The 25083-nt window shown below is 60.7% G+C and carries 24 protein-coding genes and 1 pseudogene; 10 read left to right on the forward strand and 15 right to left on the reverse strand.

Annotation, left to right across the window (positions count from 1 at the left end):
- Positions 1–102: 102 nt before the first annotated feature.
- Complete coding sequence (gene argB / locus ATY79_RS12325) at positions 103–990, forward strand: acetylglutamate kinase (RefSeq protein WP_007529633.1); 888 nt, start codon at positions 103–105, stop codon at positions 988–990.
- Positions 991–1035: 45 nt separating this feature from the next.
- Here the strand turns inward: argB and ATY79_RS12330 are convergent, their stop codons facing one another.
- Both ATY79_RS12330 and ATY79_RS12335 read right to left on the reverse strand, forming a co-directional pair.
- Positions 1036–1809: an isocitrate lyase/phosphoenolpyruvate mutase family protein gene (locus tag ATY79_RS12330; RefSeq protein ID WP_088704014.1), complete on the reverse strand. Its 774-nt coding sequence runs from the start codon at positions 1807–1809 to the stop codon at positions 1036–1038.
- On the reverse strand, positions 1806–2885 hold the full coding sequence (locus tag ATY79_RS12335; RefSeq protein WP_088704015.1) for a trifunctional transcriptional activator/DNA repair protein Ada/methylated-DNA--[protein]-cysteine S-methyltransferase: 1080 nt from the start codon (positions 2883–2885) through the stop codon (positions 1806–1808). The genes ATY79_RS12330 and ATY79_RS12335 overlap by 4 nt, the downstream gene beginning before the upstream one ends.
- 101 nt (positions 2886–2986) lie before the next feature.
- Between ATY79_RS12335 and ATY79_RS12340 the strand changes: the two genes are divergently transcribed.
- Both ATY79_RS12340 and ATY79_RS12345 read left to right on the forward strand, forming a co-directional pair.
- Positions 2987–3694 (forward strand): pyrimidine 5'-nucleotidase, encoded by a 708-nt coding sequence (locus ATY79_RS12340; RefSeq protein WP_088691199.1) that lies wholly within the window; start codon positions 2987–2989, stop codon positions 3692–3694.
- 109 nt (positions 3695–3803) lie between these two features.
- Entirely contained in the window at positions 3804–4442 is a 639-nt protein-coding gene (locus ATY79_RS12345; RefSeq protein WP_088704016.1) for an EF-hand domain-containing protein, read from the forward strand.
- Positions 4443–4487: 45 nt separating this feature from the next.
- Here ATY79_RS12345 and ATY79_RS12350 read toward each other — a convergent pair whose 3' ends face one another.
- Positions 4488–5354, reverse strand: a complete 867-nt coding sequence (locus ATY79_RS12350; RefSeq protein ID WP_088691490.1) for an LOG family protein — start codon at positions 5352–5354, stop codon at positions 4488–4490.
- Between the two features lie 179 nt (positions 5355–5533).
- Here ATY79_RS12350 and dapD point away from each other — a divergent pair, with 179 nt between their 5' ends.
- The 3 genes from dapD (at position 5534) to ATY79_RS12365 (ending at position 8330) form a co-directional block, all read left to right on the forward strand.
- Positions 5534–6394, forward strand: a complete 861-nt coding sequence (gene dapD, locus ATY79_RS12355; protein WP_016552542.1) for a 2,3,4,5-tetrahydropyridine-2,6-dicarboxylate N-succinyltransferase — start codon at positions 5534–5536, stop codon at positions 6392–6394.
- Between the two features lie 159 nt (positions 6395–6553).
- Positions 6554–7747, forward strand: coding sequence for a succinyl-diaminopimelate desuccinylase (gene dapE, locus ATY79_RS12360; RefSeq protein WP_088704017.1), 1194 nt, complete (start codon positions 6554–6556; stop codon positions 7745–7747).
- The gene (locus ATY79_RS12365) at positions 7734–8330 is read left to right on the forward strand and encodes a hypothetical protein (RefSeq protein ID WP_088704018.1); all 597 of its coding nucleotides are present in this window, start codon (positions 7734–7736) and stop codon (positions 8328–8330) included. Before dapE ends, ATY79_RS12365 begins: the two co-directional genes overlap by 14 nt.
- 16 nt (positions 8331–8346) lie before the next feature.
- On the opposite strand, the gene ATY79_RS12370 is transcribed toward ATY79_RS12365, so the two are convergent.
- The gene (locus ATY79_RS12370) at positions 8347–9246 is read right to left on the reverse strand and encodes a LysR family transcriptional regulator (protein WP_189637080.1); all 900 of its coding nucleotides are present in this window, start codon (positions 9244–9246) and stop codon (positions 8347–8349) included.
- A 198-nt stretch (positions 9247–9444) separates the two neighbouring features.
- Here ATY79_RS12370 and ATY79_RS12375 point away from each other — a divergent pair, with 198 nt between their 5' ends.
- Complete coding sequence (locus tag ATY79_RS12375) at positions 9445–10608, forward strand: serine hydrolase domain-containing protein (protein WP_088691194.1); 1164 nt, start codon at positions 9445–9447, stop codon at positions 10606–10608.
- Between the two features lie 2 nt (positions 10609–10610).
- Here the strand turns inward: ATY79_RS12375 and ATY79_RS31515 are convergent.
- The 5 genes and pseudogenes from ATY79_RS31515 to ATY79_RS12395 form a co-directional block, all read right to left on the reverse strand.
- Positions 10611–10729: pseudogene (locus tag ATY79_RS31515) on the reverse strand (arsenate reductase (glutaredoxin)); the annotation flags it as partial.
- Positions 10713–11513 (reverse strand): tRNA pseudouridine(38-40) synthase TruA, encoded by an 801-nt coding sequence (gene truA / locus ATY79_RS12380; protein WP_088691193.1) that lies wholly within the window; start codon positions 11511–11513, stop codon positions 10713–10715. The gene truA and the pseudogene ATY79_RS31515, both read right to left, overlap by 17 nt.
- Positions 11513–12448, reverse strand: a complete 936-nt coding sequence (gene fmt, locus ATY79_RS12385; protein WP_088691489.1) for a methionyl-tRNA formyltransferase — start codon at positions 12446–12448, stop codon at positions 11513–11515. The genes truA and fmt overlap by 1 nt, the downstream gene beginning before the upstream one ends.
- Positions 12449–12614: 166 nt before the next feature.
- Positions 12615–13133, reverse strand: a complete 519-nt coding sequence (gene def / locus ATY79_RS12390; protein WP_028749410.1) for a peptide deformylase — start codon at positions 13131–13133, stop codon at positions 12615–12617.
- 97 nt (positions 13134–13230) lie between these two features.
- The gene (locus tag ATY79_RS12395; RefSeq protein WP_088704019.1) at positions 13231–14727 is read right to left on the reverse strand and encodes a globin-coupled sensor protein; all 1497 of its coding nucleotides are present in this window, start codon (positions 14725–14727) and stop codon (positions 13231–13233) included.
- A 196-nt stretch (positions 14728–14923) separates the two neighbouring features.
- On the opposite strand from ATY79_RS12395, the gene ATY79_RS12400 reads away from it, so the two are divergent.
- The 3 genes from ATY79_RS12400 (at position 14924) to ATY79_RS12410 (ending at position 19653) form a co-directional block, all read left to right on the forward strand.
- Complete coding sequence (locus ATY79_RS12400; RefSeq protein ID WP_088691191.1) at positions 14924–16147, forward strand: DNA recombination protein RmuC; 1224 nt, start codon at positions 14924–14926, stop codon at positions 16145–16147.
- A 48-nt stretch (positions 16148–16195) separates the two neighbouring features.
- Positions 16196–17095: a ribokinase gene (locus tag ATY79_RS12405; RefSeq protein WP_088704020.1), complete on the forward strand. Its 900-nt coding sequence runs from the start codon at positions 16196–16198 to the stop codon at positions 17093–17095.
- A gap of 218 nt (positions 17096–17313) precedes the next feature.
- A complete protein-coding gene (locus ATY79_RS12410) occupies positions 17314–19653 on the forward strand; it encodes a methyl-accepting chemotaxis protein (protein WP_088704192.1) in 2340 nt (779 codons plus the stop codon).
- Positions 19654–19726: 73 nt separating this feature from the next.
- Here the strand turns inward: ATY79_RS12410 and ptsN are convergent, their stop codons facing one another.
- The 6 genes from ptsN to lptC all read right to left on the reverse strand — a co-directional run bounded on the left by ptsN (position 19727) and on the right by lptC (position 24912).
- The gene (ptsN, locus tag ATY79_RS12415; protein WP_007529605.1) at positions 19727–20191 is read right to left on the reverse strand and encodes a PTS IIA-like nitrogen regulatory protein PtsN; all 465 of its coding nucleotides are present in this window, start codon (positions 20189–20191) and stop codon (positions 19727–19729) included.
- A gap of 63 nt (positions 20192–20254) precedes the next feature.
- A complete protein-coding gene (gene raiA / locus ATY79_RS12420; protein ID WP_007787745.1) occupies positions 20255–20830 on the reverse strand; it encodes a ribosome-associated translation inhibitor RaiA in 576 nt (191 codons plus the stop codon).
- A gap of 253 nt (positions 20831–21083) precedes the next feature.
- Positions 21084–22643, reverse strand: a complete 1560-nt coding sequence (rpoN, locus tag ATY79_RS12425) for an RNA polymerase factor sigma-54 (RefSeq protein WP_088704021.1) — start codon at positions 22641–22643, stop codon at positions 21084–21086.
- 156 nt (positions 22644–22799) lie between these two features.
- Entirely contained in the window at positions 22800–23585 is a 786-nt protein-coding gene (gene lptB, locus ATY79_RS12430) for an LPS export ABC transporter ATP-binding protein (protein WP_088704022.1), read from the reverse strand.
- Positions 23586–23624: 39 nt separating this feature from the next.
- Entirely contained in the window at positions 23625–24233 is a 609-nt protein-coding gene (locus ATY79_RS12435) for an LptA/OstA family protein (protein WP_189637079.1), read from the reverse strand.
- Between the two features lie 13 nt (positions 24234–24246).
- The gene (lptC, locus tag ATY79_RS12440) at positions 24247–24912 is read right to left on the reverse strand and encodes an LPS export ABC transporter periplasmic protein LptC (RefSeq protein WP_088691186.1); all 666 of its coding nucleotides are present in this window, start codon (positions 24910–24912) and stop codon (positions 24247–24249) included.
- Positions 24913–25083 lie beyond the last annotated feature (171 nt).

Consider the following 25083-nt stretch of genomic DNA (forward strand, 5'->3'; position numbering starts at 1 on the left):
GCCCTCACTTGCCAGCAGATACGCTAAACTAATGGTCTCTGGATTATTCCATCTGTCAAAAACTTGCGATAAAAGGCCGCGATCAATTCCGCGGGGTATCCCATGAACCAGTCTGAAAGCGAAACCCAGGCACGCCTGCTTGCGCAGGCCCTGCCCTTCATGCAGCGTTACGAAAACAAGACGATCGTCGTGAAGTACGGCGGCCATGCCATGGGCAATCCCGAGCTCGGCAAGGCGTTCGCCAGCGACATCGCACTCTTGAAACAGTCGGGCGTCAACCCGATCGTCGTCCATGGCGGCGGCCCGCAGATCGGCGCAATGCTGACCAAGATGGGCATCGAATCGAAGTTCGAGGGCGGCCTGCGCGTCACCGACGCCAAGACGGTCGAGATCGTCGAAATGGTTCTGGCCGGCTCGATCAACAAGGAGATCGTCGCGCTCATCAATCAGACGGGCGAATGGGCGATCGGCCTTTGCGGTAAGGACGGCAACATGGTCTTCGCCGAAAAGGCGCAGAAGAAGGTCAAGGATCCGGATTCGAACATCGAACGCGTGCTCGACCTCGGCTTCGTCGGCGAGGTGGTCGAAGTCGACCGGACGCTACTCGACCTGCTTGCCCGCTCCGAAATGATCCCTGTCATCGCTCCGGTCGCTCCCGGCCGCGACGGTGCAACCTACAACATCAACGCCGATACCTTTGCCGGCGCGATCGCCGGTGCGCTGAACGCCACCCGCCTGCTCTTCCTGACCGATGTCCCCGGAGTCCTCGACAAGCAGGGCAACCTGATCAAGGAACTTTCCGTCGCGCAGGCGCACGCCCTGATCGCCGACGGCACGATCTCCGGCGGCATGATCCCGAAGGTCGAGACCTGCATCGACGCGATCAAGGCGGGCGTCCAGGGCGTCGTCATCCTGAACGGCAAGACCGCCCATTCCGTGCTGCTCGAGATCTTCACCGAGCACGGCGCGGGAACGCTGATCGTTCCCTGAGCCTTTACTTTACGCAGTTCCGGACGAAAAAACCGTGGAATTGCTTTAGCCCGCGGCGGCATAGACCGCCGCGGCTGCCTCTTTCAGCTTCTCCATCATCATCCGGTAGGGTCCCGGCCCGTAGCTGATGCGGCGGACGCCAAGTTTCGCCAACGTCTTCACATCCGGCGCACCCGGCCGCATCATGATGTTCACCGGCAGTGGCGACGCGTCACAGATTCTCTGGATCAGCGCCGGCTCAATCAGCCAGGGCACGAAGAAGCCGTTGGCGCCAGCGGCAGCGTAAGCCTTGCCACGCTCGATTGCCGCATCGACCAGACTCGCATGTTTCGAGAGGTCGCCTTCGCGCAGGAACAGATCGGTGCGCGCATTGATGAAGAAGGCAATGCCACGGCGGTCCGCCAACTCGCGAATGACGCGGATGCGGGCGACCTGTTTCTCTACCGGGTGCAACCCATCGCCGCCGACCACCTGATCTTCGAAGTTGATACCGATAGCACCGGCGTCGATCAGCTTCTCGACGTTGGCGGCAGCGCCGGCAGGCTCGGTTGAGTATGCCCCTTCGAAATCGACGGAGAGCGGCAGGTCATTGACCGCCGTGATCTGGCGGGTCGTGGCGACCAACGCGTCCATCGGAATCTTCTCGCCATCGCCATAACCCTGTGCTGCGGCAACCGACCAACTTCCAGTCGCCAGAGCCTTGGCGCCCGCCTCAGTCACCGCCTTCGCCGTTCCCGCGTCCCATATGTTGTAAAGAACGACGGGATTACCCTTCTGATGCAGCGCGCCGAATGCCTTTGCCTTCTCAGCCTGATTCATTGGATCTCCTCCACAAACAATCCCTTGGTTTTCATCTCATCTTCGTGTCGCAAAAGCCATTGCTTGCGCCAGAGCCCGCCGCCATAGCCCGTCAGTGACCCGTCGGCACCGATCAGCCGGTGGCATGGGATGACGATCGCCATCTGGTTCGCCCCATTGGCGCGGCCGACGGCGCGCACCATCTGCGGGTTTTCCATATCACGCGCAATGTTGCCGTAGGCGCGTGTCTCGCCAACGGGTATCTCCATCAGCTTCGACCAGACTCGGCGCTCGAACGCCGTGCCGAAGCCCAGCGCGAGCGGCGTCCGGAAGGCGGCCGACCTGCCATCGAAATAGACTTTCAGCTCGGCTTCGATCTGATCGATCGCCGGCGTGCGGCCGGTTGCGACCGTAGAGCGCGTCTTGCGCTGCAGCTTTTCCAGCTTCGCAGGCAGTGCCTTGCGATCGTGGAACTCGAGGAGATGCAGATGTGTCTGGTCGGCCACAGCGACCATTGGGCCGAGCGGCGTTTCGAAGCAATCGGCGAACAGGCGATCGCGATTCTGCGACATTGCAGGCGCTTTGCCGATCAGCCGCTGAAACGCGGCGCGGAAACCGCTGCCCGATTCGTACCCTGCCTCGATCTGAGCATCGATGACGCGCGCGCCATTCGCCAGTTGCTTTGCCGCCTCGCCAAGACGGCGATAGCGGGCAATATCGAGAAACGTCATGCCTGTTGATCGCTTGAAAGCCCGCCGCACGGTCGAGGGATCGTAGCCGCGCGCGATCAGATCGTCCTCCGTCCATCGCGCTGCTGGACTATGGTCGAGCGCGGCGAGGAGCTGGTCGACGATCGGCTCCCGGCCTGCTTCTTGCAGTGGCCGACACCGTTGGCAGGGCCGGAAACCGGATTGCATGCAGGTGGCGATGGATTCGTAGAAGAGCGTATTTTCCCGCTTCGGCTTGCGAGCCGGGCAGGTCAACCGGCAGAAAATGCCGGTTGTCTTGACGCAGACATAGGCGAGGCCTTCGTAGGCCGGGCTGCGGGCAATCAGCGCATCGTAGAGCGCATCGTCACTGGGGAGGTCGAAGAGCATGAGGCGTTCTACCATTCCTTGCGGGCCGCGTCCGCCGCAAATCGGGCGTCTATTTTTTCTTGCCGATTTCCTTGCTCGGCCAGCCGTGCCATAACGCCCCCATGACCAAGATAGATCGCACGCCGACCAAGGCGGACTTCTCGCATGTGACCGAGTGGGTTTTCGACCTCGACAACACGCTCTACCCGCATCATGTCAACCTGTTCGCGCAGATCGACAAGAACATGACGGCCTACGTCTCAACGTTGCTGCAGATGGAGCGGGAGGAGGCGCGCAAGCTGCAGAAGCAATATTATCTTGATCACGGCACGACGCTGCAGGGGTTGATGATCCACCATGGCGTCGATCCGAACGACTTCCTCGAGAAGGCGCATGCGATCGACTATTCAAGCCTGACGGCGCAACCCGAACTGGGTGCAGCCATCAAGGCACTGCCGGGTCGCAAGTTCATCTTCACCAATGGCAGCGTCAAGCATGCCGAGATGGCGGCCGGCGCGCTCGGCATACTCGAGCATTTCGACGATATCTTCGACATCGTGGCTGCGGACTTCGTGCCGAAGCCAGCGCAGGTAACCTACGACAAGTTCGCCGCACTGAAGCGGATCGAGACGGGCAAGGCAGCGATGTTCGAGGACCTTCCCCGCAATCTCAAGGTTCCAAAGACGCTTGGCATGCAGACTGTCCTGCTGGTGCCGAACAACCTTGAGGAGACGGTTGTCGAATGGTGGGAAAAGACCAGTGGCGAGGATGATCACATCGACTTCGTGACCGACGATCTCACTGATTTTCTTGCGAAGATTGCCGGCTAGATTACTAAAGTTTCATCCAGCTTACCGATCTTTAATTGGGCGATTTGCTACATCGGCCCTACCCTTTTGTCTGTAATCCCATTGCGATTGCACTTTGAAAGGAGCTGAAATGTCTCGGAACAAGCTGATACTGGCCGCACTCTCCTCCGTCATGATCGTCGGTGCCGCAGCCGGCACCAGTTTTGCTGCGTCTCACGACAAGAAGCATCATCCGCCCCGTCCGCAACACGACATGGGCATGATGATGGGACCGCGCATGGGCGCGATCCGCGAAGTCATCTTCGTTCGCATGCTCAAGCAATTCGACACGAACAAGGATGGACAGATTTCCAAGCAGGAAGCCAAGGACGGGATGGAGGCGATCTTCGTCGCGATTGATACCGACAAGGACGGCTCGCTGACGCCGGGCGAAATCCGCAAATACCGCGAAGCCCAGATGGCCAAGGTAAAGGCGTCCGCTGATGATACCACAGATGACGACACTATGCCGATGGCACCGCCTCCGGATGCCGACAACGCCCAGCCGGCACCACCGCAGCCTGGGCCCGACGCCCGACCGGATCGCCGCGGCATGCATGGCGGTATGATGCGAGGCATGATGATGATGCAGCGCTTCGATACCGACGAGAATGGTCAGATTTCCAAGCAGGAAGCCGAAGCCGCATTCGACAAGTTCTTCACCTGGATGGATCGCAACAAGGACGGCGTTATCTCGCTCGACGACATGCCTGATCGCCCGTTCCTGTAAGCGGCAACTTACCGAAACCGAAGCCCGCCACCTCGGCGGGCTTTTCTATTCGTGGTGCTCGTAGAAATCCTGGATGATTTTCCAGGCAGCATCGGCGGTATCGACAAAGCTGATCAGATCGACATCGTCAGGCGCAATGGTGCCAAACTCCGCAAGCGCCTCGAAATTGACGATGCTCCTCCAGAACTTCTCGCCAAACAGGATGAGCGGCATTTTCTCCATGCGACCGGTCTGGATCAGCGTCAGGCACTCGAAAAATTCATCGAGGGTGCCGAAGCCACCCGGGAAGACAGCAATGGCCTTGGCGCGCACCATGAAGTGCATCTTGCGGATCGCGAAATAATGGAAATTGAAGCTCAGTTCCGGCGTCACGTAAACGTTTGGTGCCTGCTCATGCGGAAGTACGATGTTGAGGCCGATCGAAGGGGCGCCTTCGTCGGCTGCGCCACGATTGCCGGCCTCCATTACGCCCGGGCCGCCGCCGGTCACGATGACGTATTCACGGAAATCGAAGCCGGCCGAATATTTCGAGCATAGTCGCGCGAACTTGCGCGCCTCGTCGTAGTAGACCGATGCCGCCTCGAGGTTGGCACGCTGCGTTTCGTTTCTAGCGGCCCATGCGCTTTGGCCCGGCGCGGGAATGCGGGCGCCGCCGAACATCACGACCGTCGACCGGATGCCGCGTTCCGCCAGCATCATCTCGACCTTCAGCAGTTCGAGTTGCAGTCGGATCGGCCGCAGTTCCTCGCGGCACAGAAACTCTTCGTCAACATAGGCAAGGCGATAGGACGGCGACAGCGTCTGCGGCGTCTTCGGCACGGCCTCGGCACGGTGCTTGTCGATTGCGCTCGTCTTCAGCGGATCCCAGACGCCATCCTTGCGCCGCAGCCTGCCGTTCCGTGCCTTTGCCATGTCAAAATGCCTTTCAATACCGCCGGCTTTATAGCCGGTATGTCGTCTCGAAGCGTTGAATCGCCGCGGAAAAATCATTCCATTTTAGCCGTTCATGCGATAGAGCAGATCGCATCCCGCCAATCACAATTCCGGAGGCTTCGGTCTCCACGATAGAGATCGAAGTTTAAGGAATTCCCATGAGCGCCAGTGACCTTTCTTCCCTTGAAAAGACAATCGAAGCCGCCTTCGATAACCGTGACAACGTCAATACGTCCACCAAGGGCGAAGTTCGCGATGCCGTCGAGGCAGCGCTCGAACTTCTCGACGGCGGCAAGGCACGCGTTGCCGAGCGTGGCAGCGACGGCGCCTGGAAGGTCAATCAGTGGCTGAAGAAGGCCGTGCTCCTCTCGTTCCGCCTGAACGACATGGAAGTCGTGAAGGGTGGCTCGGGCAATTCGACCTGGTGGGACAAGGTGCCGTCCAAGTTCGAAGGCTGGGGGGAAAACCAATATCGCGCCGCCGGCTTCCGCGCCGTGCCGAACTGCGTCGTCCGTCGCTCCGCCTATATCGCCAAGAACGTCGTGCTGATGCCATCCTTCGTCAACCTCGGTGCCTTCGTCGATGAAGGCACGATGGTCGATACCTGGGCGACGGTCGGCTCCTGCGCGCAGATCGGCAAGCACGTGCATCTCTCGGGCGGCGTCGGCATCGGCGGCGTGCTTGAGCCAATGCAGGCCGGCCCGACGATCATCGAGGACAACTGCTTCATCGGCGCGCGTTCGGAAGTCGTCGAAGGCTGCATCATCCGCGAGGGCTCGGTCCTCGGCATGGGCGTCTATATCGGCAAGTCAACCAAGATCGTCGATCGCGCCACCGGCGAAGTGATGTACGGCGAAGTGCCGCCCTACTCCGTCGTGGTCGCAGGCTCGATGCCGTCGGGCAATGCCACCATGGCCAACGGCCAGCCGGCACCGCACCTTTACTGCGCCGTTATTGTCAAGCGCGTCGATGAAAAGACCCGCTCGAAGACTGGCATCAACGAACTGCTTCGCGACTGATAAATCCTGAGGTTCCGGCGGTCAGCGCGCCTGAAACGACGCGCGCCGCCCGAACGCTGATAGTCGGACTTGATCCGGCAAAATGAACGGCACATTTCAACAAGGCGGCATCGTCGCCTTGCCTTTTCTTTGCCACTACCGCTGGATAGTTCCACTCCCATGACCGCTACCGATCCCGTCGCCAATCTTCAGACCCTGATTCGCTGCCCGTCCGTCACGCCCGCCGAGGGCGGTGCGCTTTCGGCGCTAGAGGCGATGCTGTTGCCGCTCGGTTTCAAGGTGGACAAGGTGAAGGCGACGGCGCCGGGAACGCCCGATATCGAGAACCTCTACGCACGGTTCGGCACCGAGGGTCCGCACCTGATGTTTGCCGGGCATACGGACGTGGTGCCTATCGGCGACGAAGCCACCTGGACGCATCCGCCCTTTGCCGCCGAAATCGCGAACGGCGAACTCTTCGGACGCGGCGCTGTCGACATGAAGGGCGGCGTCGCCTGCTTTGTTGCGGCCATTGCCCGCCATATCGAAAAACATGGCGCGCCGAAGGGCTCAGTTTCCTTCCTGATCACCGGCGATGAGGAAGGCCCGGCGATCAACGGCACGATCAAGCTGCTGCAATGGGCCGCCGAGCGCGGCGAGCGCTGGGATGCCTGCCTCGTCGGCGAGCCGACCAATCCGGACAAGCTCGGCGACATGATCAAGATCGGCCGTCGCGGCTCGCTCTCCGGCAAGATCACCGTGCACGGTGTCCAGGGCCACGCCGCCTATCCGCATCTTGCCGACAATGCCGTGCGCGGCATCCTGCAGCTGACGCACGCGCTGATGCACCCGCCATTCGATGGCGGCACCGACAACTTTCAGCCATCCAACCTCGAAGTGACGACCGTCGACGTTGGCAATCCGGCGACGAACGTCGTGCCGGCCAAGGCGACGGCCAGCTTCAACATCCGTTTCAACGATACCTGGACAGCGGAGAGCCTGCAGCAGGAGATCCTGCGCCGCCTTGATGCCGCCGCGGCTGAGGGTGTCCTCCGTCCCGGTCGCGAGCCACTCAAGTATGATATCGTCTGGGCGGAGCGACCGAGCCACGTCTTTCTGACGCGTAACAATGCACTGATCGCCTCGCTCTCGTCCGCCGTCGAGAGCGTGACTGGCCAGTCCCCGAAGCTCTCCACCACGGGCGGCACGTCGGACGCCCGTTTCATCAAGGATTATTGCCCCGTCGTGGAATTCGGTCTCGTCGGCCAGACCATGCACATGGTCGATGAGCGCGTTGCTGTTTCCGACCTCGAGCGACTCACGGTAATCTATGAAACCTTCATCGAGCGCTGGTTCGCGAATGCCGGGCTTTAGAGAAGTTCAGTATTATCTAGCGGGGATCTGGCTGCTGATCCGCATGGATCCGCGCGGCTTCCGCTTCCTCGACATGTCGGAGCGGGGCGTCAACCGCTCGTTCTGGGCGATCTTCTGGTGCCTGCCGCCGATGGGGATCTCGTGGCTCTGGTGGCGCCAGGCCTTCCTGCAAACGATGCCGCCGCATACCAATGTCGGGGCGCTCTTCTATTTCCGGCTCGGACTTGTCGAAGCCGCCAATTGGTTCGTGCCATTGGTCTTTGCGGGCTTACTGCTACTCGCCTTCAAGAAGGGCGAGCGCTTTGCGCCCGTCATTGTCAGCGTTAATTGGCTCGGCGTTCCGCTTTCCTACATCAACGGCTTGCTGCTCGCGCTGGTTTTCTTCCTGCCGCAGCTGGTCGGGCTGGTCTCGCTGCTGCTCTTGGCCTTCATGCTTGCGCAGGTTTTTGCGATCGCCCGCATCCTGAGGATGATCTTCTACGGCCAAGGCCTGATGGTCGGCGCGCTCACGCTGGTGCTGCTCGTGCCGTCGCTCATGCTGTCCGAAGATCTGCAACGCTTTCTCGGCATCTATCCGATATAGATCCGTCGGAATCGACCTATTCCGATAGTGCGGCCATCCGCGCCTTCAGAAGATCGATCATCCCTTTCACCTTCGCCGTCAGCGCGCCCGGCGGTCGGAGCGCGTGGATGCCGCTGCCATCCGGTCTCGGTGGCAGCGTTGGGAAGAGCCGCACCAGCCTGCCGTCCCTGAGTGGTTCGGCTACCAGCCATGTTTGCAGATGGATGATCCCCAGGCCGGCGATGGCGCTTGCAAGAAGCCCATCCATGTCGGCGCAGACAAAACGACCGGAAACCTCGAGCCGGTCTTCGGATCCAGCGTCGTCGAACTGCCACATCCCGGCCTTCATCGGCTTCGGCGTGCTCAGGCAGGCGTGATGCACGAGGTCTGCCGGGACGGCCGGAACACCGTGCCGCTGAAGATAGGACGGCGCGGCGCAGACGACGCTCGCCGTTGTCGCAAGCTTCGTCGCGAGAAGCGCGGAATCCTGTAGCTTGCCGATGCGGACAGCGAGATCGATGTTCTCCCCGATCGGATTCACGGCCCGATCCTCCAAAGACAGTTCGAGATGCACCTTCGGGAACCGTTCCAGATAGATTGGCACGAGCGGTACAACATGACGCTGCCCGAAGCAGACCGGCGCCGAAATCGTAAGCCATCCCTGCGGTTCGCTCGCCATTGCCGCGACGACGCTCCTGGTCTCCTCGAGCTGGCCAAGCGCCTGCCGGGCGCGGTGGCGAAGTGTCTCCCCTGCTGACGTCAATGCGAGCCGGCGCGTCGACCGATAGAATAGCTCGACTCCGAGCTCAGTTTCCAGCAGGTCGATCTGCCGCGATATCGATGACGCCTGCATGCCAAGATCCCGACCGGTAGCGGAAAAGCTTCCCGTGGCAACGACCTTGAGGAAGATGTCCAGTCGATCCGCGAAACCCGTCATCTTTGCGCTCCATGCCAAGCTCTTGCAGATATAGAGCCGATTATCGCAATGGTGCGCAAGTATTAAGGTCCTCCCCGTCGTCAATGACGCTAGGAAGTCCCCCTCCTCGGCGAGACCCCACATTTTCCGACTTTACACACTGCCGGCCCCCCGACCGGCAGACCGATACTGCACACCATTTTCTTTGAGAGGAAAAACATGTCTTCCGACGCAATCGCCATCAGACCGGACCCGCAAATGGCTCGGTTGCTCGACAGCGCAATTGACTCCGCGTTGGAGGAGAAGCGGCTCGTCGGAACTGTTGTCCTCGTCGCCCGAGAGGGCAGCATCATCTACGGTCGCGCCGCCGGCATGGCGGACCGCGAGAACAGCCTGCCGATGCGCACGGATACCATCTTCCGGCTTTCCTCGGTGACCAAGCCAATCGTCGCCATCGCCGCGATGCGGCTCGTCGAAGAAGGGCGGATCAATCTGGCTGATCCTGTTACCCGCTGGCTGCCCTATTTTCGTCCCCGGTTTCCGGACGGGCCCACGCCTGCCATCACGATCCATCATCTGCTGATGCATACGGCTGGCCTCGACGACAGTTTGCCAGGAGATGCCGGCGAAGGGAGGCTAGGCGGTACCAATCTCGCGGGTGGACACCCTGCCTGCATCGCGCTCGAAGAAAAGCTTCGCCGGCTTGCAAACGCACCGTTGCTTTACGCACCCGGCACGGGCTGGCGCTATTCGATCTCGATGGATGTGCTCGGCGGCGTCATCGAGAAGGAGACCGGCGGCCCGCTGGGCGAAGCGGTCGCCGCGCTCGTCACTCGACCGCTCGGACTTTCCGATACTGCGTTTCATGTAACGGATCGCGCCCGCCTTGCCGTCCCTTACAAGAATGCGACGCCGGAACCCCAGCCGATGGGATGCGAGGATTCGGTTGTCACCTCTTCCGGCGTGGTCCGCTATTCGACGGAGCGCATCCTTGATCCTGATACCTATCATTCCGCCAGCGGCGGCATGGCAGGCACAGCCGAGAACATCCTCGCCATCCTCGAAACCGTTAGACGCGGCGGAGCGCCGCTGCTCGACACAAGCACAGTCTCAGCAATGGTCCGCGACCAGACGAACGGCCTCGCCGGACTCGAGCGACCCGGGCTCGGCTTCGGCTACGGTTGGGCTGTGGTCACTGATCCGGATCGTGCCGATCTGCCGCTGGCACGGGGAGCGTTCCAGTGGGGCGGCGTCTACGGCCACTCTTGGTTCGTCGATCAGGAGAGGAAACTGACAGTGGTAGCCCTCACGAACACCGCGCTCGAAGGATTGTTCGGCACATTCCCTTTGGATATCGGCAAGGCCGTCTATCGGGCCTTGTAGCCCTGCCGAACCGGAGGCGTCTTCAAATATTCGATGATCTTGAAAGGCTCCTCGCCGGACTGGCGGATCATGGCGAGTTTTTGCGGGAGGTACAGCAGGACGGATCATGACAGATCGTCATCGTCGTCTGCCATTGTCTGCCGGCGATCGGAGATCACCGCCGGATAATCCACCAGCATGAAATAGAGTCCATCCGGCGGCGCAACAGGGCCACAGGCCTTGCGGTCGCGTGCGTCCAATGCGGCGCGGACATCGTCCGGCGTCCATTTGCCCTCGCCTGCAAGCTTGAGTGTTCCCGCGAAGGAACGGATCTGGTTGTGCAGGAAGCTTTGGGCGGTGGCACGGATCTCGATCAGCTCGCCATTTCTTGTCACATCCAGCCGATCAAGCGTGCGGACAGGGCTGTTTGCCTGACAATGGGCGGAACGGAATGTCGAGAAATCATGCTTGCCGACCAAGGTCTGCGCCGCCGCATGCATAGCCTCATGGTCAAGCGGCTTCGGCACCCACCAGGCCTTGCCGGCTTCGAGCGCCAGCGGCGCCCGGCGGCTGATGATGCGATAGAGATAGTGGCGCCTGAGCGCCGAGAACCGTGCATCGAAGAATTCGCTGGCGACTTCCACGCTGATGATTGCGACCCGCTCACCGGCCATCTTGAGATGAGCGTTCAGAGCATTCTGGAGCTTGAAGGCCGACCACTCTCTGGTAAGGTCGGCATGAACCACCTGACCCATGGCATGAACGCCGGAATCGGTGCGGCCCGCCCCACGGATCGAGACAGTCTCACCGCTTGCCGACAGGATCGCCTTCTCGATCGCGCCCTGGACGGAAGGCCCGTTTTCCTGCCGCTGCCAGCCGACATAAGGACCACCGTCATATTCGACGATCATGCGGTAGCGATGCATCAGGAAAGCCTCGAGCCAGATGCAAGCGGTGTCCCGCGCAGAAAATCGGCGGCAGGCAACGGCTTGCCACCGGCCTTCTGCAGCCTGGTCAGGCGAACGGCGCCGGTTCCACAAGCAACGACCAGATCATCTGTCACCAGTTCGCCGGCACTGCCACTACCTTGCGCGAGTTCGGAGGCCAGCACCTTGACGCGCTCAGGCTTGCCGCCGATCGCCACTTCGAACCATGCGCCCGGAAATGGTGCCAAACCGCGAATGTGGTTATGGACTTCCACGGCGTCCCGCGAGAAGTCGATCCGAGTCTCGCCCTTGTCGATCTTGGCGGCGTAGACCACGCCGTCCGACGGCTGCTGCATAAGGGGAAGATCGCCCATCTCGAGCTTGACCATCGCGTCAGCCATCGCCTTGGCACCGACATGCATCAGCTTGTCGTGCAACTCGCCAGCCGTGGTATTGGCGCCGATCTTAACCTCGCTGGTGAGCGCGACGGGGCCGGTGTCCAGGCCCTTGTCCATCTTCATCACCATCATGCCGGTCTTCTCGTCGCCGGCCATGATCGCCCGTTGGATCGGGGCGGCACCCCGCCACCGTGGCAGAAGCGAGGCGTGTCCATTGTAGCAGCCGTAACGCGTGCCGCTCAGGATCGCCTCCGGCAGCAGCAGGCCATAGGCGACGACAACGGCAACGTCGGCATCGTGAGCCTTGAAGCGCTCACGCTCTTCCGGATCCTTGAAATTCACCGGCGTAAAGACCGGGATATCGAGCAGTTCGGCGGCCTGATGCACGGGCGACTTCTGCAGGTCCAACCCGCGCCGTCCGCCGGGCCTTGGCGGCTGCGTGTAGACGGCAAGAATCGTATGCCCGGCGTCGACCAATGCACGCAGGGTCGGCACGGAGAATTCGGGCGTGCCCATGAAGATGATGCGAAGCGACATTTTATCCGCCATGTTTCCGGTCAGCCTCTTCAAACGGGTTTTGCGAGCGCCATATCAAGCCCCCTGCGAACCCGTGCTCGACGACATCGCTACCCGGACGGGGCCGGTGCCGGCGCGGTCGGACCACAACGCCGCATCGCAAGCCGGCTACCGCCGCAGCCTGGAGCTAAAGCGCCTTCGCCGACTTGGCCGCCTTGGTGAACTTCTTGATCACCATGTCTCGCTTGAGGCGAGAGATGTGGTCGATGAAGAGAACGCCGTTCAGGTGATCGATTTCGTGCTGCAGGCAGGTCGCGAGCAGGCCGTCGGCCTCCACCGTCTGCTCCTTGCCGTCCCGGTCGAGATATTTGACGGTGACGGTCGCCGGGCGTTCGACCTCGGCATAGTAGTCAGGGATAGAAAGGCATCCCTCCTCGTACACCGAGCGCTCGTCGGACGATACGACGATCTCCGGATTGACGAATACGAGGGGCTGCTTCTCTTCGCCTTCGCGGGAAACGTCAATGACCAGCATGCGGCGCGGCACGCCGATCTGGATGGCAGCAAGGCCGATGCCCGGCGCATCGTACATGGTTTCAAGCATGTCGTCGGCAAGGCGCTGAAAATCGGCATCGACGCGCTCGATCGGCTTGGAAACCTGACGAAGCAGCGGATCGGGGAGAATGATGAGTGGCTTGATGGTCATGGCGTTCCCATAACGCATCTTTTTCCAGGATGGAATTATCCGAGAGGCGGGCGGAGCGCTTTTTTGCGCTCCAGCCCGGAAATTTGCCGTATTCGTGTCAGGCGGCGCGACGCGGAGCGATCATCGAACGACCTTCAATGCCGGTCCGGAAGCGCTGCAGCAATGCCACCAGATTGTCGACTTCGCCACGAAGGTGCCGCGTCTCGGCAGAGGTATTCTCGACCATTCCCGAGTTCTGCTGGGTGATCGTGTCCATGTTGCGGATGGCGACGCTGACCTCATTGACGCCTGTTGCCTGATCACGGGCGGCGGCGGCGATGTCGGCGACGAAGCGGTTGATGACATCGATACGGTTGATCATGTCGCTCAGCGCCTCGCCGGTGCTGCTGACGATGTCGACGCCTTCGTTCACCTGGACCGAGCTTTCCGAAATCAGGTTCTTGATCTCCTTGGCGGCGTCGGCGGTGCGTTGCGCGAGCTGGCGGACTTCCTGCGCCACAACGGCAAAGCCCTTGCCCGCATCGCCGGCGCGCGCGGCTTCGACACCGGCGTTCAGCGCCAGCAGGTTCGTCTGGAAGGCAATCTCATCGATCACGCCGATGATCTTTGCGATCTCGGTCGACGACTTTTCGATGCCGGCCATCGCCGAAACGGCGCTGGTGACGAGTTCGCCCGAACTCTTGGCCTTCTGCTGCGTCTCCCGAACTGCACCCGATGCCTTTTCGGCGTTTGCGGCAGTCTGACCGACGCTGACGGAAAGCTGCTGGAGCGCCGCCGAGCTTTCCTCGACGCCCGCGGCCTGCTGGGCGGTCCGCAAGGCAAGGTCATCGGAAGCCTTGGCGATAATATCGGTGCCCCTCAGGATTTCACCCGAGGTTGCCCGCACTGAGGCAAAAGATGTACGAAGAGCCGCGACCGCACGGTTGTAATCGTCGGCCATGTCCTTGAAGTTGCCCGGAAGGTCGGACGGCAGTGTCGCCTCAAGATCGCCGTTCGAGAGCGCTTCCAGGCTGCGGCGAAGATGATCGAGCGCGATTGTCTGATCGTGCTCGGCTTTCGCCCGCTCTTCCTCCAGCTTCCGGCGCTTCTCTTCAAGCGCTTCGAGGTAGACCGAGATCGAGTAGTCCATATCGAGCATCGCGGCTTTGATGACGGCGGCGAGCTTTTCAGCCAGCACCTTGCCCTGCTGCCTTGCGAACATAGAGGGCCATTGCTTGGCCATCAGGCCCTTGACGAGTTCGCTCATCAGCAAGGCATAGCCACCGATGTACCAGCGCGGCTCGAGGCCGATGCGGGCATGCGTCTTGCCGACCGCGACAACACCTTTCACATAGGCCTCGTCGAAGTTGCCGCCAGCCAGATTGGCCCAATGGTCTTCCTGGCGCTTCTTGGCCTGCCCCATATGCGCCTTGTCGGCAAAGAAACTCGCGACTTCGGATGTCTTCGCCAGCTTCGCGTAGAATTTGTCGAGGGCACCGCCGAGTAGCTCCGAGATCGCCGGACGCATTTCGCGGAGCGCCGTGCGAGCTCCATCGTCCAGCTCGATAAAATCGAGGCGTTGCTTGAGCGCGCTGTCGGATTGCTGGCTGGTCATGATGTCTCTGCTTTGTGATTGATACGAAAGGGAATTTGAGAAGAGCTTTTGCGCAATATGGTTGAGCAATAGTTAAGTAGGTCCCTCATTTGTCGGCCGTCGTTTGTTCCTTCCGGTCATCTCGCTTGCCAAAACGCTTGTGAGTTGTTCACGTTTTGATCTAGATATCTCATTTGAGTTTGCTATTGTTGCCGGCATGAACACCAGCCCTGAGTCGTTTCTCCTCGCCCTGTCGCAGACAAGCCCCGCCATGCTGGCCCTCGCCGGAGGCGCAATCGCCGCGCTCATCCTGCTTCTGGTCGTCCTCCTCGTCCGCGGCGGGCAGGTGCGACGCGAGCAGGCCGAGGTGGCGAGTCTTCGTGCGGCCGAAACGGATGCCCGCATGGCGGAACTTCTGAAGATCCAGGCAGAGATGCACGGACGCATGTCGACGATGGCCGAAGTGTTCGGCTCGAGACAGTCCGAGCTCAACCAGGCGATCAACCAGCGCTTGGACGGAATGTCGCAGCGCGTCAGCACGACGATCAGCGAACAGACCAAATCGACGCACGAGAACCTGCAACGGCTGCAGGAGCGTCTCGCCGTCATCGATGCCGCCCAGAGCAACATCCAGACGCTGGCGAAGGACGTCGTCGGCCTGCAGGCGATCCTCTCCAACAAGCAGACGCGCGGCGCTTTCGGCCAATCGCGAATGGAGACGATCGTTGCCGACGGCCTGCCGATGGGCGCCTATGCATTCCAGCAAACGCTGTCCAACGGCTCGCGCCCCGACTGCACGATCCGTATGCCCAACGGCGCACCGCCCCTGGTGATCGACGCGAAATTTCCGCTTGAGGCCTGGAACGCGATCCGAGATGCCGGTGGTCCGGATGGAGCCAAAGTCGCCTCACAGCAGTTTCGCCGCGATATGGAAACGCATATTCGCGACATCTCCGAGAAATACCTGATCCAGGGGGAGACGCAGGACACGGCCTTCATGTTCGTGCCGTCGGAATCGATCTTCGCGGAGATCCACGAGAATTTCGAAGCGATCGTGCAGAAGGCGCATCGATCGCGCATCGTCATCGTGTCTCCTTCGCTGCTGATGCTGTCCATCCAGGTCATCCAGGCTGTGCTGAAGGATCAGCGGATGCGGGCGCAGGCACACGTCATCCAGGGCGAAGTCGCGAATCTGATGGACGATCTCGGTCGTCTCGACGAGCGCGTCCGCAAGCTGCAGAACCATTTTTCCATGGCCCAGAGAGATGTCGACCAGATCCTCACCTCCGCCGATAAGCTCACCAAGCGCGGCGCGAAGATCGAGGCTCTGGAATTCGAGGGCGGCGACGGCGGGAAGGCCGGGCGCGACAATGATCCCGCACCAAAATCCGTCGACAGTCGCAGTGGGCTTCTCAAGCTCAGGGTGGTTGACGACGAGTAAGGCCTTCGGGCAGTGTCGCGCCCAAGAAAAACACCGGACGGGACACCCATGATCACAGTTTTCGGCTCCATCAACATGGACCTCATCGCCACCACCGCACGCTTGCCGAAACCCGGCGAGACGGTCGCTGGCAATGGCTTCTCGACCGCCGCAGGCGGCAAGGGCGCCAATCAGGCGCTGGCGGCACGACGCGCTGGACGCACCGTACACATGGCAGGGGCCGTCGGCCGCGATGGCTTCGCGGAGCCCGCGCTCGCGCTCCTGAAAGACGCCGGTACGGAGCTTGGGACAGTCAAGCAGGTCGACGAGCCGACAGGAACCGCACTGATCCTCGTCGGCGGTGACGGCGAAAACATGATTGCCGTTGTGCCCGGCGCAAACGGTACGGTGACGCCAGCCGATGCCGACGCGGCGGTGGGGGCCATGAGCAAGGACGACATCCTGATGCTTCAGTTTGAAGTTCCCGTTCCGGCCGTCGAGCAGGCGCTGGCCGGCGCCCGCGCCAAAGGCGTGACGACCGTCCTCAACCTCGCCCCGCTGATCGACGATGCCGCTCGCCTCGGTCGCCTTGCCGACATCGTGATCGCAAACGAAACAGAGTTCGAGCGTCTCGCCGGCCAGGAGAACATGGCGGCGGATGATCGCGAGGCTGCATTGAAGCGGCTCAATGCAGAAACCGGGCAGACCCTGATCGTGACGCTCGGCGCGGACGGCGTGATCGCGATCCGCGATGGTGTCATTTCCCGCGCCAAGGGACTGAAGATCGAGCCCGTCGATACGGTCGGGGCCGGTGACACCTTCTGCGGCTACTTCGCGGCGAGCCTGGACGAGGGGCTGGATTTCGAAGCCTCCCTACGCCGCGCGGCGGTCGCTGGATCGATCGCGTGCCTCAAGCAGGGCGCTCAGCCATCGATCCCGTTGAACGCCGAAGTCGCAAAAGCGCTATAGGGCAAGTCCTCCCGCGACATGCCGCGACTGCTTGGCGCAGATGCGGTCGATTTTCATTAGATTTCATTCAAATTTAATAGGTTTCCGGCGATGGTCCTGCCATCACCGGACCTCTCCAGGGGCCGGGCTCTGTAACGGCTGCTCCATGAGGGGGCGACGCCTCGTTCCCTGTGCCGATGAATGCCCCGTTCGGCGCATCCTTGCTTCCCGAGGAACCCATGTTCATCTTTCGCATGAAATCGCTTGCAGCCAAGCTTATCCTCGTTACCGGCATTGCCATCGCGCTCGTCCTCCTCGTTTCCAACTACTTCCTGATCGGTGAGACGCGCAATCGCGTCCAGACCCTCACCATGGATCAGGCCAATCTCGAAGCGAAGGCGATCGCCAACGAGGTCGCCTCCTCAGTTGGAGAACTGGCCGGCGCGGCACGTTCCATGGCCGGTTCGATCGGCCGTGGTCAGGAAGGTAAATACCTCGATCGCAAGGCCGTTCTCGACATGCTGAAGGCGAACGTCGAGCGCAATCAATTCGCCTTCGGCAGCTGGTTTGCCGAAGAGCCTAACGCCTTCGACGGCCAGTCGCCGTCCATGGCAGGTAAGGCCGACTTCGGTGCCGCCAAGGATGGTACTTTCAACCCGTACTGGACGAAGAGCAAGGATGGCGGCTTCACCTTCTCCACCTTCAATTCCGACTACAAGGCCGCCTGGTATGCGCTTGCCGCGGAAAGCAAGAAGGGCGCGCTGACGCCGCCTTACGCGGAAACGACGACCGGCGAAAACACCGCGATGACCTCGATTGCCTATCCGGTCATGTCCGGCGGCAAGATGATTGGTGTCAGCGGCGTCGATATCTCACTGAAATCGCTCCGCGACAAGCTCTCGACGCTTCATCCATTCGGCTCCGGCCGCGTCACGCTGCTCTCGCAGACCGGCAAATGGATCGTCGCGCCGATCCCCGATCTATCGATGAAGGACTATGACGGCGAAGGCGCTGATGCGGTCAAGAGCGCGCTCTCGACGTTGCAGCCCGCGGTCGTCAAGAACCTGACTTTCGACGGCTACGAACCCTTCGACCGCGTCATCTATCCCTTCGCCCTGCCGGATGTGAACTCGACCTGGGCGATCCTCGTGGATGTGCCACACACAGCCATCAACGCGCCTGTGCAGGATCAAACCTTCCTGATGATCGTCGCTGGCATCCTCGTGCTTGCCGCCGTCATGATCGCTCTCTACTTCGCGGTCCGCGCCTTCGTTCAGCGGCCGATCGGCGGCCTGGTCGCCACCGTCAAGGCGCTCAGCGACGGCAAGTACGAACAGCCGGTAGCCGGCCAGGATCGCGCCGACGAGATCGGCTCTGTGGCGAAGGCCCTTGAAGGCTTCCGCTTTGCGCTAGCTGACGCACAGCGCCTTGAGACCGAGGCGAACAGCCAGCGTGACGCCGCCGAAGCCGAGCGCGGCCGCTCGGAAACGGAGCGTCAGCAGTCGATCACGTTGCAGCGCCACATCGTCTCGATCGTCGGCTCCGGTCTGTCCGAGCTGTCGCAGGGCAATCTCGGCCACCGCATCACCGAGGACTTCCCGGGCGAATACGCAAAGCTGAAGCAGGATTTCAACGCGGCGCTCGAAAGCCTCGAGGAAACCATCAACACGATGAATCTCAGCGTCGTGAACATCGGCTCCGGCACCAGCGAAATCAGCGGCAGCGCCTCCGATCTCGCCAAGCGCACCGAGCAGCAGGCGGCAAGCCTGGAAGAGACGGCGGCCGCACTCAACGAGCTCACCGCACAGGTCAACTCCAGCGCCGACAACGCCCGCACAGCAGCTGATAACGTCAACCTCGCCTGCCAGGATGCGGAGAAATCAGGCGAAGTGGTACGTAAGGCGATCGCCTCGATGCAGGGCATCGAGCAATCCTCCACCGAGGTTTCGCGCATCATCGGCGTCATCGACGAGATTGCGTTCCAGACCAACCTGCTGGCGCTGAATGCCGGCGTCGAAGCGGCACGTGCCGGTGAAGCCGGCAAGGGCTTTGCCGTCGTCGCGCAGGAAGTTCGCGAACTTGCACAGCGTTCCGCCAATGCTGCCAAGGAGATCAAGACGCTCATCAACACCTCGGCCGTGCAGGTCAAGGAAGGCGTTGATCTGGTTGGCCGCGCCGGCGATACGCTGCACAAGATCTCCGAGCAGGTCATGGGCATCAATGGCCTCATCCGCCAGATCTCGGCATCGGCCAGCGAACAGGCGATCGGCCTGAAGGAGATCAACCAGGCCATGAACCAGATGGACCAGGTTACTCAGCAGAACGCCGCCATGGTCGAGGAGACGACGGCAGCCAGCGTCACGCTCAACGACGAGGCCCAGACGCTGAAGCAACTCGTGACACGTTTCCGGGTATCCGGCATGGGTCACGCTTCCGCACTGCGCTCGACGGCTCAGCAGATGCGCGCGCCAGCCGCGGCACCGATCTATCGTCAGGCCGCGGCACCGGCCCCCCGCCGCGCGGCTCCTCAAACACACGGCTCGGCAGCACTTGCCCAGGACAACTGGGAAGAGTTCTAAGCCGAGTTCGACCGGTTGAAACAAAAAAAGGCGCCTGAGCAATCAGGCGCCTTTTTACTGAAATGTTGAATGCTCAGGCTGCGTTCGAGGTCTGCTCCTCGTTGAGGAACGCATAGATCGCCGAAGCGGAGTCGGTCGCACGCAGCTTGGCGACAAGATCATGATCGCGCAGCACGCGGGCGATGCGCGACAGGGCCTTGAGGTGATCGGCGCCAGCACCTTCAGGCGCCAGCAGCAGAAACACCAGATCCACGGGCTGATCGTCCAGAGCCTCAAAATCGACCGGCTGATCGAGACGCGCGAAGATGCCGACGATGGAGTGGACGCTTGCGAGCTTGCCGTGCGGTATGGCGATACCGTTGCCGACGCCGGTCGAACCAAGGCGCTCGCGCTGCAGGACAACATCGAAAATTTCCCGCTCCGAAAGCCCTGTGACTTTCGACGCCTTTGCAGCCAATTCCTGGAGGAGCTGTTTCTTGGAATTTACCCTGAGGGCGGGAATTATCGCATTTTGCTGCAGCAAATCTGCCAATGCCATTTTATTTTCCTTCTGCGCCGAGAAAGGAGAGCGGCAGCCTAACTGCCGCCCTTCGCCTTGATCTCAGCTTTTGATGCTGGCTGCATCGATCCAGCCAATGTTACCGTCATGCCGACGATAAACGATGTTTAGTTGTTCCTTGCCTGGGCTGCGAAAAAGCAGCAGCGGCTCGTCCGTCATGTCGAGCGCCATCACGGCGGTCGCGACCGACATTGTTTTCAGTTGCTTGGTGCTTTCGGCGACAATCGCCGGCGCGAAATCATCCGGAATTTCGTCGTCGTGATCCGACATCCCACCCATCACGGTATACGCGACTTCGGCAGAACCATTCTGGTGATTTCCGGAGTGGTGATCCTTCAGTTTGCGCTTGTAGCGGCGAAGACGCTTCTCAATCCGTTCGGACGCTGCATCAAAGGCCAACTGCGGATCCATCGCCTCCCCGGCGGCGTGCAATACAACTCCGCTATCGAGATGAAGCTTGCAGTCGGCGGAAAACCGGGCGTTGGCCTTCTGCACGATCACTTGACCGGAATACCCTCCGTCGAAGTATTTCGTGACGGCGACACCGATTTGGTCCTCGATCCGCTGACGGAACGAGTCACCAATTTCCATATGTTTACCGGATACACGCACACTCATGGAGTTTCCCTTCTTATGATGGTTTGCGAGTACCAGTCTACGCCAAGGCTCACCCTCATCCAAGCACTTCGCGCGATCCCAAGCAAGATCGGCCGAAGTTCCCGGCTTCAGGCACCCTGAGGATGATGGGGATAACTTCCAACGCTGTCCACAGCGCCAATTGCGGCGCGCTTCTAGCCAGAAGTTACCAAAATGTCAACAGACACATGCATTAGAATTACCGAATACACGCAGTAGTCGCTTCAGGCAACTATCAAAAGCCAGCGACCTTCGCCAAAGCCCGCTTCTCCCGCCTGCGCTGGACCGACGAAGCGATGTTCATCGCCTCGCGATACTTGGCCACCGTTCGACGGGCAAGGTCGACGCCGCCCTGCTTCAGGATATCGACGATGTCGTCATCGGAAAGCACGGCTTCCGGGCTTTCCTGCGAGATCAGCGTCCGGATCTTGTGGCGCACGGCCTCGGCCGAATGGCTGTCGCCGCCTTCAACGGCGCTGATTGAAACGCTGAAGAAATACTTGAGCTCGAAGAGCCCCCGCGGTGTCAGCATATACTTGTTCGACGTCACGCGGCTGACGGTGGATTCGTGCATCTTGATGGCATCGGCTACCGTCTTCAGGTTGAGCGGGCGCAGATGATCGACACCGTGCATCAGGAAGGCATCCTGCTGGCGCACGATTTCGCTTGCCACCTTCATGATCGTCTTGGCGCGCTGATCCAGGCTCCGGGTCAGCCAGTTGGCGGTCTGCAGACACTCCGAAAGAAAGGCATGATCGTCACCATTCTTCGTGACTTTTGAAAAATACGCCTGATTGACCAGAACGCGCGGCAGCGTGTCGGGATTGAGCTCGATCAGCCAGCCGCCGTCTGAGCCTGCCCGCACGACGACGTCGGGCATGATCGCTTCCGACATTCCCGCCTCGAAGCCGGCGCCCGGTTTCGGATTGAGCTGGCGGATCTCGCCCAGCATGTCGAGAAGGTCCTCCTCATCCACGCCACATAGCCGCTTCAGCGTCGCGAAGTCGCGCCGGGCCAGAAGCTCGAGATTGCAGACCAGCGCCTGCATGGCGGGATCGAAGCGGTCCTTCTGGCGAAGCTGGATCGCCAGGCATTCGGCCAGATTGCGCGCGAAAACACCGGGCGGATCAAGCGTCTGCAAAGCGGTGATCACGCGCTCGACATCGTCGACGCTTGCGCCCAGTCGATCGGCCGCTTCCGTCGCATCGCCCTGGAGATAGCCTGCCTCGTCCAGCAGATCGACAAGGTGCTGGGCGATCAGGCGATCGGACATATCAGGCAGGATAAAGGGCAATTGCTGGGCAAGGTGATCGCGAAGCGATATCTGACCGGCAACGAAGTCATCGAGATCGTAGCTGTCGGCCCCTTCGCTATTACCCGGCATCGACTTCCACTGGCTGATCAGTTCGGGAGCATCGGCGCGCTGCGGAACGCCGTCATCGGGAAAGACGTTGGCATAGTTGGCGTCGAGCTCGTCGTTGAGGCGGCTGGCACCACTGTTGTTGCCGCTCTCGTACCAATCGCCCGACAAGACCTCGGTTCGGCTGTCGTAGCCACCGTCGCCGGGCTCTTCCACCTGTGGCGCGTAGGTTTCTTCTTCCGTGCCGCCGCGCTCGCTGCCTGATTCCGCATCATTTGACGGAATCTCGAGCAGCGGGTTCTTTTCGACCTCCTGGGCAATAAACTGCGTCAGCTCGAAATGCGTCATTTGCAGCAACTGGATGGACTGCATCAGTTGCGGTGTCATGACCAGCGACTGGTTCTGGCGCAGGAAAAGATTGGCCGACAGTGCCATAGCGGACGCGAAACTCCCGTTCGTCTCCTCCGGGAAACCGCGTCCTGCCACGGGCTCAGGCCACGGAAATCCAAGTTGGCCCAAAAATTGCTTTTTTATTCTATTTGGTCAAGCGGAACTGTCACAGAAGGTGAATTTCCGCGGCGGCGGAGCGCGTCAAAGGCTGAAATTGTCGCCCAGATACAAGCGGCGCACTTCGGGGTTGTTGACGATGTCGTTGGCACGACCGTGGGTCAGGACTTCGCCCGCATGGATGATATAGGCGCGATCGATCAGGCCGAGCGTCTCGCGCACATTATGATCGGTGATCAGCACGCCGATGCCGCGTGCCGTCAGGTGATGCACAAGGTGCTGGATGTCGGCCACGGAAATCGGATCGACGCCCGCGAACGGCTCGTCGAGGAGCATGAAAGTCGGATCGGTTGCCAGCGCGCGGGCGATTTCGAGGCGACGGCGCTCGCCACCGGAAAGCGACACGGCCGCGTTCTTGCGCAGCTTGCGAATGTGAAACTCATCGAGCAGTTCGTCGAGCTTCTTTTCGCGTGCGGCCTTGTCGTTGATATGCACTTCCAGAACGGCGCGAATATTCTCTTCGACGGTCAATCCCCGGAAGATTGACGCTTCCTGCGGCAGATAGCCAACGCCCAGCCGCGAGCGTCGATACATCGGCATCGTCGTCACGTCGTTGCCGTCGATCTCGATCGTACCCTCGTCAACGGGCACAAGCCCGGTGATCATATAGAAGCAGGTCGTCTTGCCGGCGCCGTTCGGACCCAGCAGGCCAACAGCCTCGCCGCGTCGAACGACCAGCGACACGCCGTTCACGACACGCCGCGTGCTATAGGTCTTGGTCAGACCGCGCGCAATCAGCGTGCCCTGGTAACGGCTCTTGTCACCGGCGGGGGTCTCAGCAGCCACTTGGGCCCCGGACCTGCCGAACATGGTCGATAGCGAGAATAACTTCACGTGGTAAGGCCGGGGTCAGTTCTGTTTCTGTGACTTCGGATCAAGCTGAATCTGGACGCGCCCCCCGCAGCTCTCCAACTGTGCCTGTCCCGTCTCCATGTGCACCGTCAGTTGGCAGCCCGTGAAGACGTTCGGTCCATCAGTAAGGATCACCTTGTCGCCCTTGAGGATGAAAAGTTGCTTGGCCATATCGAAAGAGCCGTTGTCGGCCGTGGCCGTCTGCGTACCGGAGTTCAGAAACACCTTGTCCGTGACGATAATGTGATCGATATCGGCGTTGCCCGACGAAATCGACGCCGAAGCGGTCTTTGCGCCAGCCGCCGGAGCCGCATTCGCATCGTCGGCCTTCGGCTTGTAATAGACCGTCATATGTCCGGCCTGCAGCGTCGTCTTGCCCTGCACCACCTTCACATTGCCCGTGAAATCGGCCGTATGCTCCTGATCATGGATCTCCAGCTTGTCGCTCTCGATCTGGATCGGCTCGTCATTGTTCAGCTTCAGGCCGTCCATCTGACTGGTTGTTGCCTGCGCCAGGGCGCCTCCGGCCAACAGCAGCAGCGCAACCGCACCACTAAGAAATACTGCTCCCGCCTTGCGGGTAGAAATGCGACAATCGTTTGTCATGGTGACCCGGCTGTTAAGTGCCCTGTTTGTGAATAGCGGACGGATCGACATTCATACGTACATTCCCCTCGAATGTGATCGTCTGCCCCTTATCCGTCATCTTGATCGAGCGCGCAACAATAGACGCGCTATCTTTCTGAATACTTACAGGATCCTCGCTCGTGAGTTTCCCGCCCTTGATGTCAACCTTGGCGCTCTGGAACTTGGCCGTCAGCCCGTTGCTCAAAAGGACGGCAAAAGGTGATTTGACATCGAGATTATCGGTCGCACGGTCGTAATCTGCAGCCGTGGCTTCGACGCGGGCGATCAGATCGTCCTTCATCGGCACCGCGGCCTTGATGTTCTGCAGCGTCATCAGATTCGGATTCTTGATATCCTGAAGCGCCCGTTCGGCCAACATCGAATAGTTGATGCCATCGGAATTGCGACCGGAGATCGCGGGCTTCTCCATAACGACCTTGCCATTCTCGATCTTCGCGCCCTCGATCTTGATGTTCTCCGGTAGATAGGTGCGGATTACGGAAACACCAATAAAGACCAGCGACACCACGACGGCGGCGATTGGAAGGATGATCTTCAGGCGGCGCACGCGCGCCGAATGGAAGCGCGCGGCGCCATAGGCGCTTCGCTCCGGCCTCACGTAGTCAGCCTCTCCGGTGCTGTTCAAAGTGTTGAGCATAAACAAGGTCCGTGTGGGTGATCAGGCAGCGTATATAGGCATTGTCGCGCCCGATCACAGTTCGTTTCGCATTATTACACCGACTTGCCAATATGGATTTTTTTCTGCAACAAACAAGAAAGGCGCCGACGCGTGGCAAATCAACGTGCCCGAACGGCGCTGGAACCCTAG

The organism is Rhizobium sp. R693, from assembly GCF_002211315.1.
Classification (GTDB): Bacteria; Pseudomonadota; Alphaproteobacteria; order Rhizobiales; family Rhizobiaceae; genus Rhizobium.

Coding starts and splice junctions, on each gene's coding strand:
- ATY79_RS12365 (WP_088704018.1), top strand. CDS start 7,734: ATGCCGGGCTTTAGAGAAGTTCAGTATTATCTAGCGGGGATCTGGCTG.
- ATY79_RS12410 (WP_088704192.1), top strand. CDS start 17,314: ATGTTCATCTTTCGCATGAAATCGCTTGCAGCCAAGCTTATCCTCGTT.
- ATY79_RS12370 (WP_189637080.1), bottom strand. CDS start 9,246: ATGACGGGTTTCGCGGATCGACTGGACATCTTCCTCAAGGTCGTTGCC.
- ATY79_RS12330 (WP_088704014.1), bottom strand. CDS start 1,809: ATGAATCAGGCTGAGAAGGCAAAGGCATTCGGCGCGCTGCATCAGAAG.
- ATY79_RS12405 (WP_088704020.1), top strand. CDS start 16,196: ATGATCACAGTTTTCGGCTCCATCAACATGGACCTCATCGCCACCACC.
- lptB (WP_088704022.1), bottom strand. CDS start 23,585: ATGTTCGGCAGGTCCGGGGCCCAAGTGGCTGCTGAGACCCCCGCCGGT.
- ATY79_RS12340 (WP_088691199.1), top strand. CDS start 2,987: ATGACCAAGATAGATCGCACGCCGACCAAGGCGGACTTCTCGCATGTG.
- ATY79_RS12400 (WP_088691191.1), top strand. CDS start 14,924: ATGAACACCAGCCCTGAGTCGTTTCTCCTCGCCCTGTCGCAGACAAGC.
- ATY79_RS12395 (WP_088704019.1), bottom strand. CDS start 14,727: ATGACCAGCCAGCAATCCGACAGCGCGCTCAAGCAACGCCTCGATTTT.
- ATY79_RS12345 (WP_088704016.1), top strand. CDS start 3,804: ATGTCTCGGAACAAGCTGATACTGGCCGCACTCTCCTCCGTCATGATC.
- ATY79_RS12350 (WP_088691490.1), bottom strand. CDS start 5,354: ATGGCAAAGGCACGGAACGGCAGGCTGCGGCGCAAGGATGGCGTCTGG.
- truA (WP_088691193.1), bottom strand. CDS start 11,513: ATGCATCGCTACCGCATGATCGTCGAATATGACGGTGGTCCTTATGTC.
- dapD (WP_016552542.1), top strand. CDS start 5,534: ATGAGCGCCAGTGACCTTTCTTCCCTTGAAAAGACAATCGAAGCCGCC.
- ATY79_RS12375 (WP_088691194.1), top strand. CDS start 9,445: ATGTCTTCCGACGCAATCGCCATCAGACCGGACCCGCAAATGGCTCGG.
- rpoN (WP_088704021.1), bottom strand. CDS start 22,643: ATGGCACTGTCGGCCAATCTTTTCCTGCGCCAGAACCAGTCGCTGGTC.
- ATY79_RS12335 (WP_088704015.1), bottom strand. CDS start 2,885: ATGCTCTTCGACCTCCCCAGTGACGATGCGCTCTACGATGCGCTGATT.
- def (WP_028749410.1), bottom strand. CDS start 13,133: ATGACCATCAAGCCACTCATCATTCTCCCCGATCCGCTGCTTCGTCAG.
- raiA (WP_007787745.1), bottom strand. CDS start 20,830: ATGAGTGTGCGTGTATCCGGTAAACATATGGAAATTGGTGACTCGTTC.
- fmt (WP_088691489.1), bottom strand. CDS start 12,448: ATGTCGCTTCGCATCATCTTCATGGGCACGCCCGAATTCTCCGTGCCG.
- ptsN (WP_007529605.1), bottom strand. CDS start 20,191: ATGGCATTGGCAGATTTGCTGCAGCAAAATGCGATAATTCCCGCCCTC.
- dapE (WP_088704017.1), top strand. CDS start 6,554: ATGACCGCTACCGATCCCGTCGCCAATCTTCAGACCCTGATTCGCTGC.
- lptC (WP_088691186.1), bottom strand. CDS start 24,912: ATGCTCAACACTTTGAACAGCACCGGAGAGGCTGACTACGTGAGGCCG.
- ATY79_RS12435 (WP_189637079.1), bottom strand. CDS start 24,233: ATGACAAACGATTGTCGCATTTCTACCCGCAAGGCGGGAGCAGTATTT.
- argB (WP_007529633.1), top strand. CDS start 103: ATGAACCAGTCTGAAAGCGAAACCCAGGCACGCCTGCTTGCGCAGGCC.